Origin of the sequence: Armatimonas sp., assembly GCF_043757465.1 — a bacterium.
Lineage (GTDB): Bacteria > Armatimonadota > Armatimonadia > Armatimonadales > Armatimonadaceae > Armatimonas.
In genome coordinates this window covers 1-11,479 of the sequence record NZ_JAYVPL010000056.1, presented here as the reverse complement: position 1 = coordinate 11,479, position 11,479 = coordinate 1, and the positions used below count along the sequence as shown (strand labels likewise).

The window sequence follows — 11,479 nt, the reverse complement described above, 5'->3', positions numbered from 1 at the left end:
ACAATTACCGGGTACAATCCCCAACACCAAACACACGTTTGGAGAAACCGGAGGAAAACATGCCCAGAAAGCGACACCTACTCACCCTCTGCGCCACCGCCGCTCCCATCGGCCACGACGAAGCGATCCGGCGACTCGGCCAGGCAACCGCGCTCCTGCTCCGCGCCGCCAACCGGCGACAAGGAAGGGAGAAGCACCTGCTATGAAGCCCAAGAAGAAAGCGCCCCAGCGCTTCGCCATTTACTTGAGGTGTAGCACCGACGACCAGAGCTACGGCGACTTCACCACCATCGATACTCAGCGCCAGCTCAATCAAGAGCGGGTCACGGAGCTCGGCGGAACCGTGGTGGCGGAGTACACCGACGAAGGCAAGACCGGAACGAACCTCTCCCGCAAGGACTGGAAGCGCATGCTCGCCGACGCGGCGGGGAAGCGCTTCGATGCCGTGGTCGTCACCTACATGTCCCGCCTCGCTCGCGGGGAGGTCTACCACGTGGCGGAGTATCTCCTGAAAGAGGAGAAAGTCAAGGTCGAGCTGGTCAAGGAGAAGTTCTCCCCGGACATGGTGGGCCAGATGCACAAGCAGATGACCATCATGTTCGACGGGCAGTACTGCCGCCAGGTCTCCGACTGGACCCGCACCAAGCAAGGGCAGATGGTCAAGCAGGGCTACCACACCGGCGGCGTTCCCACCTACGGCTACCGCTCGGAAACCGTGCCGGGGATGCAGCCCATCACCCTACCCGGCGGCAAGGTCAAGCCACCGCCCAAGCGCATCGTGCCCGACGAGCGCCAAGCCCCTATCGTGCGCCGCGCCTTCGAGCTCTACGCCGAGAGCCATAACATGGGAGCCTCCCTGCGCTACTTGCGAGAGCAGGAGCCGGATATGACCTGGACGATAGATCGGGTGTCGCGCATACTCTCCAACGATCGCTATCGGGGCGTGGCCCGCTTCGGCGACAATGTCAACCCCGAGGCGCACGAGCCGATTGTCTCGGCGGAGCTCTGGGACATCGTGCAAGCCGCGCTGACAGCAAAGCGCACCCTCGCCGACGATCCCCGTGCCTTTGGCCTGAATATCGCCGAGCGCAAGGACACCCTGCCCTACTACCTGCGTGGGAAGGTCTTCTGCGAGCACTGCGGGTGCCGGATGACTCCGGCAAGCCACCACGGTAGCTCTACGCGCGTGGGCTACTACCAGTGCACGCGTGGTTGTGCCGCCGGTGCCGCTTGCCCGGTGAAGCGGATCAATGCCAACACGCTCCACGAACTGGTTATTGGCGAAATCGAGCGAGCGGCCAAGCACCCCACGCGCATGACCGGCATGGTGCGTGAGGCGATGAAAGCGATCCCTAACCAGACGGAGGAAGCGGCGGAGCTGGCACGTGTTCAGCGCAATATCCGCGAGGCGGAGAAGAAGATAGCCCGGTTCGTGGGTGCGATTCGAGAAGGCAAGGGAGGAGCGATAGATGTTCTGACGAGTGAGATAGAGCGCCAGCGGGAGCACCAGAAGCAGCTCGAAGAAAAAGCGAGTGAACTGGAGCGCCGCCTGGCCCTGCAACCGACTCGGCCCGACACGGCGGGACTCTGCGATTTGTGGGGTGGCCTGACGGACGGCTGGTCGGACATGACCGAGGAGGAGCGGACTCAGTTTCTGGGTCTGATCGTAGACTCGGTAAGTTTGGAAGAAAAGAACAAGGGGACGCTCCGTTTGCTTCTGTGTTCACCAGAAACATTAGAACGTCCCCTCGACAGGTTGGAATTTCAACCCTACATGGGTGCGAATACGTTTCGAAATCCCACATCGCGCACCTCACAACGCTACGCGCCACGCTCCTGCAAAGGGCTCTCGTTGCCCCAAGCGCATGCACTCTTCCCCTCTTGGTTCCCCAGTACCGTAAGCCAAAGAAGGTGGTGCACCAGTGAACCAGCACACCGCCCCCATCGCGCAGGCTACTCTCGCGCCAACGATTCAGCCTGCCGCTAATACGCACACTTTACCAGAATTCCAACTCCCCGACGTGCGCCGGGATCGGGAGTGGCATCTCGCCCAGCTCTTCCGCGATATCTGCTATCTTGACTCCTGCGAGGGCTGCCACGCGCACAACGCTTGGTTCGCAAGACAGCTCGGTGTGGTCGAGTCCACCATCAAGCGCTTGCTCGGGGTACTGTCCGACTGTGGCCTGATTGAGATCGAGTACGCCCACGGGCGGCGCATTTGCATTCGGCCTCGGGTCACGCTTACCGAAGTTCTCCAGGCGGGCTGGGTGGCGCTTTGTGAAGCCGTGCTGGATCGCCAGAAGTTCCCTGCTCTACTCCGGCGTATCGCTAACGCCGTTTTGCACCGACTCGGGCTTCGGCGCGGGCCTGATCTCGCCAAACTGGGTGTTTCTCACGAGCAGAATTGCGCCCCTTCTGCGCCGACAAATGCGCCCCTCTCTCCTGTAAGAAGAGTCTCACAAGAGAACCAACAGACAGAGCAAGCTGCGGCGAAGCCTGAACCGATGACCGTAGCTGATCCTGCTGCTGTCACTCTCTTGCGAGAGAACGGGCTTCCAGAGCCGGATGCGGTGAGTATCGCTACGGAAGTGTCCAAGAACTCTTGGTCTTTGGAGCGGGTGAAGCAGGCGATACGAGCCGCACGAGCACGAGGCGAGAATCTCCGCAACCTTGGGGGCTTCGTTCGAGCAGCGCTCCGCGGTGGCTGGCTTCCGCCCGCGCCACCTGCAAGCCATCCCTCTGACCTTGGGGAGCGGCCACAGCGGGTGGTGAAGGCACTGCGACCGATCCCGCCCGACTGGCTCCCCGGCGTGGACTATGAGGCAGCGAGGGCACTGTGCAACGAAGCGGCGAGTACGCTTCGAGCGATGGGTACGTCCCGGCCTTCCGACACGGAAATCAGAGACAGAGCGCGGCTTTTGTGGCAGCGGCAGAATCCCATGGACACCCCACCGTGGGCGGCTACTCAGACTCCGGGAGAGTTTCGAGGGGCGGACAGGTCTCGCCCAGCGCCAGCAGCGAGCGCCGGATGTTGATCGCACCCGGTCGGTTCAACAGAAGGCGAACTTCGGTGGCGCGGCCCGTGGCGGTCAGCGGGATGACACGGAGTTTGTCGGCGCTCCATGCGAAGTGCACTCGCCAGTCGTCGTTGCGCGGGTTGAAGAGCGGCACACGCTGGCCGGACTCGGGATCAGCCGCTTCTACGGCATCGAGTTTACGTGCGGCGGGGATGTGGGGACGACGGCGCTCGGGCATAGAGGCGCTACGGGACGGGGATCGGGCGGATGCCGAGTTGGTTCATGAGCGCGTGCACGGGGAGGCCGCGCAGACGGGAGAGCGCACCGAGGTCGTCCAGGCGCTGGGCGGCTTGCTGCTCTCTGGCATCGAGCTTTCCGGGAAGGGTGATTGTCATGGACATTGTGCCTCTATTTTACCGCACGACCACCGAGGTTTAGTGGCCGTTGGTAGTATCTTGATAGTATTGTCGCCAAGCTCTTCCAATTTTGGCGTGCAACACGCTATACTATGGCCTGTGAGTCTTCAGCAGGTCGGGTTTTCCGCAGGTGATGAAGCGCGGAGGTTGGCCCGATGAGTATTCCCATTATCGACTTGTTTGCGGGTCCTGGCGGCCTCGGCGAGGGTTTCTCGGCGCTCCGCCAGCCGGGTAGTACAGAAAAGCTTTTCAAGATCGCGCTTTCAGTGGAGATGGATCAACACGCCCACCAAACACTGGAGCTTCGAAGCTTTTTCCGGCAGTTTCCCGACAGGCAGGCTCCGGCAGAATACTATCAGTACCTGGCAGGTTTACTTACCCGTAAGGCTTTGTTTGAGGCGTATCCTGTTCAGGCGGCTCTTGCTTCAAAGGAGGCGATGCGAGCGGAGTTGGGAGCCTCTGATAAAGGAGTGAAAGGTAAGTCGGACAATCGGCAGATATTCCAGCGGATTCGTGAGGCGCTGGGCACACGTCCTGGACAGTGGATACTGATCGGAGGGCCGCCATGCCAGGCATACTCCACGGCGGGACGGGCGCGACTGCGTGAATCAAACCCGGAGAAGTTCGAGAATGATCGTCGAAAAACTCTGTATCGGGAGTATCTGAAAATTCTGGCACGGTTCCGCCCAACTATCTTTGTGATGGAAAATGTGCGGGGAATGCTCTCGGCGACCGTGAATGGTGAGCCTATCGTGGATCGCATCTTCTCCGATCTTCGTGACCCGCGTAGAACCCTGTCAGAGCCCAGTGGAGGCTGGGAGGGAGCTGCCCCGCACTACGAGATTTATTCTCTAGTAACACCGCCACATCCAGATAGACGACTCGATCCCGCAGACTATTTGATCCAATCAGAACAGTATGGAATCCCTCAGACGCGGCACCGGGTGATCTTGCTCGGGGTTCGTAGAGACGCCGCTTGCCGAGGTATTCCAGGGATGCTTGAGCCCTACTCTGACCCGACGACCGGCGAACCTGCCGAGATTCCCGTGCAACGGGTGGTCGGCGACCTTCCGGCGATTCGGAGCCAGCTATCGCGGCGTAAGGATGTTCAGGAGGAGTGGATTCAGCAGGTGCTTTCCGTTGGTGAAGCTCCCTTCATGGACGAGCTAGACAGAGGAGAGATTCGCCGGGGCGCAGATGTCGCGGCGGCGATCTGCCGCGAAGTGGCTCGCTCCGGGACGTATCCAACGAACGGCGGGGAGCGCCTGCCCATCGTCTCCGAGCCTGACTACAACCCGAACGACTGGTACACCGATCCCAGGCTCACCGTGACCTGTAACCACACGGCCCGCTCCCATATGCCCTCCGACCTTCATCGCTACCTGTTTGTCTCATGCTTCGGCCTGGTAAATGGCTTCTCTCCGAAGACGCGGGATTTTCCAAGAACGCTTCTGCCAGATCATCGCAGTATTCAGGAGCATGTGGCTGGTACGGATGAAATCTTCGATGACCGCTTCCGGGTTCAGATTGCAGAAGAACCAGCAACGACGATCACAAGCCATATCGCCAAGGATGGTCACTACAACATCCATTTCGATCCTTCTCAGTGCCGAGCTTTGACGGTGAGGGAGGCGGCGCGGATTCAGACGTTCCCGGATAATTACTTCTTTGAGGAGCCACGCACGGAGCAGTATAAGCAGGTAGGAAACGCAGTACCATCGCTACGGGCGTAGCAGATTGCACGCATTGTCTACGATATGCTTCGTCAGTGAAGGCGGGCTTCGACTGCCTCAGCGAGCAGATCGAGGCGGTCTTCGGAGTAGACAGGTAAGCCATACTCTGAGAAGAGTTCCAGGGACAGGCGTTGCTGACGCTGGTCTTCCTCTTGCCCTTCCTCCGGGGTTCCCAGTGCGATCCAGAGTTCGGCGGGGTTCTCCATCTCTCGACGGTGCTTTCGTAGCAGGTCGCCATCAAGGGCAAGATCGCGAGCCTGTGCGAAAGTGCGACGACCGATTGGGAGCGGGGCAATGAGGTTCAGGGTGCCGTTCTGGAAGGCGACAGGCGCACGAAGGATACTGCCGGTAATGGGAACAAGAACCTTCTGATCGTAGAGTAGCTTGCCCTTAAGTGCAGGACGAGCGTCAAGAGTCTGACGCAGGCGCTGTCGCAGCCCGGTTCGTGTGCTGGTCACTGCCTCACGATTGCCTACAAGTGTGTTGAAGAGATTGTCCAGCTCGACGGCGGGTTCGTAGACTTTCACGGGGCGCGGGTCGGTGACGAGCAGGTTTCCGCCCAGGGACCGGTTGAACTGCACCAGGTCTTCGACGGTTTTGAAGCGCTCCTGCTCGGTGCGGAAGCGGGATTCCAAGGCGCGACGAGCATCGCTCACACGGCCAAGCTGCACCCCTTCCAGACCAAAGAAGCGCCGAACCCGGTCGTTGTTACTAGCGAGTTTGAAATCGAAGAAGCCTGCGTCCGGGCACAGAAGCACCACTCCGATATTGGCCGCTTCAAGGCGGCAGGTATCGGGGCAGAACTGAATCAGGCTGTAGTATCCTCGGGTCGGCATGGGCTGTTCTTTCATTATAGCAGGCTCTTCCAATTCTCGGTAACAAAGGCAGCGCGGCGTACCAGAAACTCACGAAGGGCTTCGCGCACGTCGGCTTCGACTTCCCAGTCGGCAGGGATCGCGGCGACCACTCGCGCTATCAGATTCGGGTCAAGGCTCTGTAAGTCCGTCGCCGCTCGCTCCAACGCCCCAGCATCGAGGTAGGGCGCGAACTGTGGAAAGCGCCCGTAGATTTTCGTGTCTCGCACTTCCCCGATGTTAGAGATACGGCGGGTCAGTGAGCTTCCCTCAGTGAAGACATGGGTGTGATCCATCGCGAGAAGGCGGTACTGATCCGGCTCACAGTCGCGGGCGCTGAAGAAGACATTGCCATAGTTCGGTTTGCGGCTCAGCTCGGGCGGCGCATGGCGGTCACGGTTGCGAATCCAGGTGTCGAAAAGCACGAGGCGCGGGATGTCCTGCGAGTTATCGAGCAGCTCCAGCTCCGCCGCTGTTCCGCCCCACACCTGCCCCGGCTCGCTCTCTGTCACCCAAGCAGTTCCTGACTTTGCGAGCGTTCCATCGCCGAAAGGAATCTCGTCTACAGTAGCGTCCATCTGTGCCAGCCCATAGTTCAGCGTGGGCAGCTCGAACGCTCGGGCAAGGCAGGTTCCAACGAACTCCCGTGCCAGTGCATGCGGCCCCTCAGGGTTGCCCAGAGCCTTCAGATAGGCGGTGCCCTCTTCCATCACGACTTCGGCGACCGAGGTGCTGGTTGCGATAGTTCGGCCAAAGCGGACGAACTCGCCAGGATTCCAGAGGTCAATCAAAGGGTCGGGCACAGGCAGTATTTTAGCATGGTTTCCCCAGCTATTCCTGGCGAAAAGTTGCGCGATAAGTGTAGGGTTCCAAAATCAAGGAGGCATCCAGTGGGCCGGGAACGATGAAAAGCCGAGGTTCAATGGCAAACCGATACAGCCGATACAAGCGGTAGCTCTCCGTCATTTCCTGGGAAACTTCCGCCTCGTTGCGAGTAACAAAGAACGGATTGTACTGGCCGCCACGTGTGGTCTTAACTTCGATGGCGATAGGCTGATCTGTCTGAACATCGAAAGACGCAATGTCAAATCCAAGACCGTCCCCCTGAACTTCCGAAACCCACTCGACTTTTCGGGCAAGGTCGTCGCGTCCGTGACGACGAAGCCGCTCCGTTTCCCAACTCAAAACAAACTCTTCACCCTGCCGTCCTAAAGATCGGTTCGATGCCTCACGACGAGCATAGTCAATCCGCCGCCCGACTCTCGGCATATCTGGTTTCTCGGAAACAGGCTTCGGGAGGGCTTTCGGTATCGGAACAAGGACGTTGTCTACATTGTCTGGTAGCTCCGGCATCGTCACGGGATCGTCAGCGGCATCAGTAAATCGATTCACCCGAGCAGGCAACGAAATCCATTCTAAAACGACCGACTTCAACAACTCCTGATAGTTCCGCCGTGGCTTATATCCATCAATGTACGGCAGACCTAACTCCAGCAGAACCGCGCTGATGTTCTGGTGCTTGAATTCGACTGCGCCATTGGGCCGCTTATTCAGCAACTTGAGTAACTCGCGCCGACGCTCCGCTTTCGAGTATTTCTGACCGCGCAGTTCACAGTCAAGCATCGTGAAGTAGTCCGCGACCGTCAACTCAACTTCGGCCTGCGACCAGGGGATACGTTCCGAATCCATGCGACCATTTTACCGTTTCTGATGCCCATGTGACGCACTCACAAATCGTCTTGACAGGCAAACATCCGTGTGATAGCATCCAACCTATGGCAGCGAACCACGAGCAAGGTTCGCTGCCTTCGTCTTTGTGGTTCCTGCCTGACAGATCAAAATAAAATACAGATCAAAACAGTAACAGGAGAACCACCCCCCATGAAAGCAAAACTTAACAGCCTCCTCGACGACGTGTCCGGCAAGTTCGGCGACAACGTCTTCGCCCGTAACCCCTCGGGCCTTTACCTCCGCAAAAACACCGTTCCTGAGCAACCCAACTCCGAGCGCCAGATGAACGTCCGCGACCGCTTCAGTATCTTTGCCGCACGTTGGGCAACCCTGACCGAGGAGCAGCGCGTCGGATGGAACGGCCTCGCCGGACAGATTACCAAGACCGGGAAATACGGGGACCTCTACAACCCCACGGGCCATCGCCTCTACATCGCGCTCAATGCTACACGGGGAGAGTTTTCCCTCGCAGAGTTGGACGATGCGCCCCTGGCTATTGAGCCAACGTTTCCCGTTGCGGACTTTATTCCTACTCTCAATGTCACCGTAGCGGGTGAGCTAGAGTTCAAACTGGGGGCTGCTGCCACGGCACTTGCTTCCAAGCTTCTCATCTTCGCCACGGAGCCGATGTCGGCGGGCCGCAGTGTCATCCCCGACGCCAGCTTCCGGCTCATCACCACGACAGACACAGGTGACCTGCTCAACGCCGATCTAGGCGATGCCTACGAGAGCAAGTTCGGTGTTCCGGCAGGTGGCGTGAAAGTCGGGGTGAAGATCATCCCGGTGAGTGACTCCGGCTTCCAGGGAGCGCCGCAGAGCTCACTCGTGATCGTCACAGCGTAAGTACCTCTCCCCCTGCCCCTCACCTAAAGGCAAGGGGAGTAAGAGAGAGGTTACGCCCATGATTCACACTCTCGCCGTGATAACCGACGAGGCCGAGAACCGCCTGATAAACGCACTTATCGGCCTCGTCGTTGCCCTCACTTGGTGGCTACGTGCTCAGCCCAAGTTCCGTAGCGCCAGGCGCAGGGCACTCAGGCGGATTCGAGATCGCCGCCGCAAGCGAAAGGAGAAAGCAAGTGCCAACGACGACGAAGACCACCCAAGCCAGCCGTAAAAAGCGAGCAGCCATTCTCGGAACAGGTGCCGGGATCGTCGCCATTGGCAGCGGCCTTGCAACGGCCTGGCCAACGGGAAGCAAGAGTTTGCCCGACACGCTTCCCGCGCTCGATATCTGCCGCGTGATCGAGGTAGTGGACGGTGACACGCTTCACGCGAGCTGCGATGGCCTCAAAACGATCACCATTCGGCTCTTTGGCGCGGATGCCCCCGAGATGAACCAGCCAAGCGGCCCACTCGCAAGAGCAGCACTAGGAACGCTTCTGGTTGGACAGAACCTCACTATTCAACCTATCGAGAAAGATAAGTACGGGCGGCTCGTCGCACAGCTCAGCACCTCGGCCTACCCAAGCATTGAGCGCAGGCAGATCGAAACTGGGCTGGCTTGGTGGTCGCCCCAGTACGCTCCTGACAGCCGAGACCTACGCCTCGCCGAGGACACCGCTAGAGCCGCCAAGCGCGGCCTCTGGGCCATGCCAGCACCCATCCCACCTTGGCAGTGGCGAAAGAGCTACTGACCCAAACCAGCACAAAGAGACAAGGAGATCCACACCATGAAACCACTCATCACCAAAGCCCCCAAGAAAACAACAACGAAGCCAGTTACTCCCCCACCTCCAGCGACGAGTTCCACGCCCACGAAACCCGCCGCAGTGAAAGCAACGACTGTAAAGCCCAAGCTCATCTCGCGGCCCAAGCCTAAGGCGGCAGTAAAACCAGCTCCAGTTCCCAAACCCATTGAGACACCACTCCTCGGGCCGCCAGTTGTCGCGCCAACTCCAGCCCCCACAGCGGCTCCAGTGCCTGTAGTGGCTTCCACGAATGGCCCGCTCAACCAGATCCCGCCCGAGTCACCTGTTCCATCGCCTGCTGAAACTATAGCGCCCGTTATCCAGAGCAAGCCACTTATCATTACTGTGCCACCGGAAAGCCCAGCTCCCCCACCAGCAGTATCAGCCATTCTGGCACCTTCGGGGGACAGGAAAGCCAGCGGCTACGCTATGGTCGAGAGCGAGGTGATCCAGCCTTCCAGCGAAGCAGCGATTCCTACGGACTATCTGGTTATGGAAAGCGATGCCAAGCCCAGTCTGGTTGCCCCACCAAGTGAGGACGCCGCGAAACTACCCGCCTATATGGTCGTAGAGAGCGAGGCTACACCACCGGCGACAATGGATGCAGTTCCAACCGGCTACGTCGTCGTCGAGAGCGACAACACACCGGAGCCGAATCCAGAGATCAGCACGGCAGCTCCTCCACCAGCGCCAGGCGTGCCAACTCTAACCATCCCTTCTGGCCATGCTCTAGAAGAGGTTTCCAGCATCCAGATCGGGGACGTGCTCATCATCGCCGTAAAAGTACAGCCTGTACCAGAGTCAGAGGTGAAGCTATGACGGACGAACAGCGGACGGAGAGAAACGCCCAGAAACTGAAGGAGTGCAATCCCATCTTTCGGAGCAAGGTAAAAGCCATTCTTACCGATCTGGAAGGGCACGGCTGGCGGCCACGTATCCAGGAAGCATGGAGAAGCCCCACGCGGCAGAAACAGCTCCTAGCAGATGGCTTCACGAAGGTTGGCTGGGGAATGCACAACGCGACCACGGAGGACGGGAGACCGGACTCCTTGGCCGTGGACATCCTCGACGACGACCAGCCCAACAAAGAGAGCACACGCTTTCTGCTTATGCTGGCGGCAAGTGCCAAAGCGCATGGCTGTATCACGGGCATTGACTGGGGGCTCGCACAGGAAGACCGCGACACGATCCGCTCGGCGATAGCAAGCCGAGACTTTGAAGCGAAAGTTGAAGTTGGCTGGGATCCGTGCCATTTCCAGATTGAGGGAATCAGCGTTCAAGAAGCCAGGAACGGAGCTAGGCCATGAAAGACGAGCAGCTCTGGAAACTCTTCGTCAGAAAGCCGCTATGCTGGTTCCTCCGGCGATCCCTCCCGACGGAGGAGACCGATACCACCCTCGCGGCGGTCGAGGCGCTCGTTATCGTAGCACAGGGGAAATAGTTGAATTGGGTGGGGGCTTCGCCACTGCCCCCTTTCAAGGAGTGACGAGCTTCGAGCCAATGACCAGCACTTCCACACGCCGCGCGATGGCATGCCGCAAGGGCGCACAGTCGGGATTCCCTAAGAGCACCACACACTCACTGGAGTACATCAGAGGGGCAACCCAGGTATGCATCAGGTGGTGGGCAAGCTCGTGGATAAAGGCACGCCAGCGCTGGCCAACAGATAGGCTGGTCGAGAGCATAATCTCCGCCCAGTCCCCCTCAGAAAGCGGCGCAATGTACATACTCGCATCACTGCCCGAGTCGTCCCAACGAATCCGAACACGGAAGTGGGCTGCCACATCCTCCAGAAACCCACACGGGAACCTACGCAGGCTCCGGCGAATCTTCCGGGCAATACGTGAGGCGACCTTATCGGACTCTGTCCAGGGGAACTCTGTAATCCGGGCGTTTTTCTGGACACTTTAGCCGCCGCCAAATAGGGGTAGCCCTCCACTATAGCATTCCTAATTGATTTGTAAACACCCTGTATACCACTTCACTTTTTCAAACAAAAACGTCGAACTATTTAAAAACTCAACAAACAAAGACTTC

The 11,479-nt window shown here is 59.1% G+C and carries 16 protein-coding genes; 10 read left to right on the top strand and 6 right to left on the bottom strand.

What is annotated here, in order from left to right:
* The first annotated feature begins 59 nt into the window (after positions 1-59).
* The 3 genes from ACH2ED_RS07245 to ACH2ED_RS07235 are packed head-to-tail and all read left to right on the top strand — an operon-like array spanning position 60 to position 3,035.
* On the top strand, positions 60-206 hold the full coding sequence (locus tag ACH2ED_RS07245; protein WP_395089777.1) for a hypothetical protein: 147 nt from the start codon (positions 60-62) through the stop codon (positions 204-206).
* Entirely contained in the window at positions 203-1,987 is a 1,785-nt protein-coding gene (locus ACH2ED_RS07240; protein ID WP_395089776.1) for a recombinase family protein, read from the top strand. The genes ACH2ED_RS07245 and ACH2ED_RS07240 overlap by 4 nt, the downstream gene beginning before the upstream one ends.
* A complete protein-coding gene (locus ACH2ED_RS07235; protein WP_395089774.1) occupies positions 1,923-3,035 on the top strand; it encodes a hypothetical protein in 1,113 nt (370 codons plus the stop codon). Before ACH2ED_RS07240 ends, ACH2ED_RS07235 begins: the two co-directional genes overlap by 65 nt.
* Here ACH2ED_RS07235 and ACH2ED_RS07230 read toward each other — a convergent pair.
* Positions 2,962-3,255, bottom strand: a complete 294-nt coding sequence (locus tag ACH2ED_RS07230) for a hypothetical protein (RefSeq protein WP_395089772.1) — start codon at positions 3,253-3,255, stop codon at positions 2,962-2,964. The two genes, ACH2ED_RS07235 and ACH2ED_RS07230, sit on opposite strands and share 74 nt — an antisense overlap.
* 7 nt (positions 3,256-3,262) lie before the next feature.
* Positions 3,263-3,418: a hypothetical protein gene (locus ACH2ED_RS07225; protein ID WP_395089770.1), complete on the bottom strand. Its 156-nt coding sequence runs from the start codon at positions 3,416-3,418 to the stop codon at positions 3,263-3,265.
* A 170-nt stretch (positions 3,419-3,588) separates the two neighbouring features.
* Between ACH2ED_RS07225 and ACH2ED_RS07220 the strand changes: the two genes are divergently transcribed.
* Positions 3,589-5,166 (top strand): DNA cytosine methyltransferase, encoded by a 1,578-nt coding sequence (locus tag ACH2ED_RS07220; protein WP_395089768.1) that lies wholly within the window; start codon positions 3,589-3,591, stop codon positions 5,164-5,166.
* Between the two features lie 32 nt (positions 5,167-5,198).
* On the opposite strand, the gene ACH2ED_RS07215 is transcribed toward ACH2ED_RS07220, so the two are convergent.
* From ACH2ED_RS07215 to ACH2ED_RS07205, 3 genes are read right to left on the bottom strand one after another with little or no spacing between them, the layout of a single operon-like run.
* Entirely contained in the window at positions 5,199-6,002 is an 804-nt protein-coding gene (locus ACH2ED_RS07215; RefSeq protein ID WP_395089767.1) for a DUF3037 domain-containing protein, read from the bottom strand.
* Between the two features lie 14 nt (positions 6,003-6,016).
* Positions 6,017-6,823 carry a HipA family kinase gene (locus tag ACH2ED_RS07210; protein WP_395089765.1) on the bottom strand — a complete coding sequence of 269 codons (807 nt, stop codon included), beginning with the start codon at positions 6,821-6,823 and terminating at the stop codon, positions 6,017-6,019.
* Between the two features lie 28 nt (positions 6,824-6,851).
* The gene (locus tag ACH2ED_RS07205; RefSeq protein WP_395089764.1) at positions 6,852-7,709 is read right to left on the bottom strand and encodes a DUF3883 domain-containing protein; all 858 of its coding nucleotides are present in this window, start codon (positions 7,707-7,709) and stop codon (positions 6,852-6,854) included.
* A 192-nt stretch (positions 7,710-7,901) separates the two neighbouring features.
* Between ACH2ED_RS07205 and ACH2ED_RS07200 the strand changes: the two genes are divergently transcribed.
* The 6 genes from ACH2ED_RS07200 to ACH2ED_RS07175 are packed head-to-tail and all read left to right on the top strand — an operon-like array spanning position 7,902 to position 10,883.
* Positions 7,902-8,594, top strand: a complete 693-nt coding sequence (locus tag ACH2ED_RS07200; RefSeq protein WP_395089762.1) for a hypothetical protein — start codon at positions 7,902-7,904, stop codon at positions 8,592-8,594.
* Positions 8,595-8,652: 58 nt separating this feature from the next.
* Entirely contained in the window at positions 8,653-8,868 is a 216-nt protein-coding gene (locus tag ACH2ED_RS07195) for a hypothetical protein (protein ID WP_395089761.1), read from the top strand.
* Positions 8,831-9,388 carry a thermonuclease family protein gene (locus ACH2ED_RS07190; RefSeq protein WP_395089759.1) on the top strand — a complete coding sequence of 186 codons (558 nt, stop codon included), beginning with the start codon at positions 8,831-8,833 and terminating at the stop codon, positions 9,386-9,388. The genes ACH2ED_RS07195 and ACH2ED_RS07190 overlap by 38 nt, the downstream gene beginning before the upstream one ends.
* A gap of 36 nt (positions 9,389-9,424) precedes the next feature.
* Positions 9,425-10,261 (top strand): hypothetical protein, encoded by an 837-nt coding sequence (locus tag ACH2ED_RS07185; protein WP_395089757.1) that lies wholly within the window; start codon positions 9,425-9,427, stop codon positions 10,259-10,261.
* On the top strand, positions 10,258-10,749 hold the full coding sequence (locus ACH2ED_RS07180; protein ID WP_395089756.1) for a hypothetical protein: 492 nt from the start codon (positions 10,258-10,260) through the stop codon (positions 10,747-10,749). Before ACH2ED_RS07185 ends, ACH2ED_RS07180 begins: the two co-directional genes overlap by 4 nt.
* On the top strand, positions 10,746-10,883 hold the full coding sequence (locus tag ACH2ED_RS07175; RefSeq protein ID WP_395089754.1) for a hypothetical protein: 138 nt from the start codon (positions 10,746-10,748) through the stop codon (positions 10,881-10,883). The genes ACH2ED_RS07180 and ACH2ED_RS07175 overlap by 4 nt, the downstream gene beginning before the upstream one ends.
* 34 nt (positions 10,884-10,917) lie before the next feature.
* On the opposite strand, the gene ACH2ED_RS07170 is transcribed toward ACH2ED_RS07175, so the two are convergent.
* The gene (locus ACH2ED_RS07170) at positions 10,918-11,226 is read right to left on the bottom strand and encodes a hypothetical protein (protein ID WP_395089753.1); all 309 of its coding nucleotides are present in this window, start codon (positions 11,224-11,226) and stop codon (positions 10,918-10,920) included.
* Positions 11,227-11,479 lie beyond the last annotated feature (253 nt).

Excerpts from the sequence above, each read along its gene's own strand:
- ACH2ED_RS07185 (WP_395089757.1), top strand. The coding sequence starts at position 9,425 with ATGAAACCACTCATCACCAAAGCCCCCAAGAAAACAACAACGAAGCCA.
- ACH2ED_RS07215 (WP_395089767.1), bottom strand. The coding sequence starts at position 6,002 with ATGCCGACCCGAGGATACTACAGCCTGATTCAGTTCTGCCCCGATACC.
- ACH2ED_RS07245 (WP_395089777.1), top strand. The coding sequence starts at position 60 with ATGCCCAGAAAGCGACACCTACTCACCCTCTGCGCCACCGCCGCTCCC.
- ACH2ED_RS07200 (WP_395089762.1), top strand. The coding sequence starts at position 7,902 with ATGAAAGCAAAACTTAACAGCCTCCTCGACGACGTGTCCGGCAAGTTC.
- ACH2ED_RS07195 (WP_395089761.1), top strand. The coding sequence starts at position 8,653 with ATGATTCACACTCTCGCCGTGATAACCGACGAGGCCGAGAACCGCCTG.
- ACH2ED_RS07225 (WP_395089770.1), bottom strand. The coding sequence starts at position 3,418 with ATGTCCATGACAATCACCCTTCCCGGAAAGCTCGATGCCAGAGAGCAG.
- ACH2ED_RS07240 (WP_395089776.1), top strand. The coding sequence starts at position 203 with ATGAAGCCCAAGAAGAAAGCGCCCCAGCGCTTCGCCATTTACTTGAGG.
- ACH2ED_RS07220 (WP_395089768.1), top strand. The coding sequence starts at position 3,589 with ATGAGTATTCCCATTATCGACTTGTTTGCGGGTCCTGGCGGCCTCGGC.
- ACH2ED_RS07230 (WP_395089772.1), bottom strand. The coding sequence starts at position 3,255 with ATGCCCGAGCGCCGTCGTCCCCACATCCCCGCCGCACGTAAACTCGAT.
- ACH2ED_RS07175 (WP_395089754.1), top strand. The coding sequence starts at position 10,746 with ATGAAAGACGAGCAGCTCTGGAAACTCTTCGTCAGAAAGCCGCTATGC.
- ACH2ED_RS07180 (WP_395089756.1), top strand. The coding sequence starts at position 10,258 with ATGACGGACGAACAGCGGACGGAGAGAAACGCCCAGAAACTGAAGGAG.
- ACH2ED_RS07205 (WP_395089764.1), bottom strand. The coding sequence starts at position 7,709 with ATGGATTCGGAACGTATCCCCTGGTCGCAGGCCGAAGTTGAGTTGACG.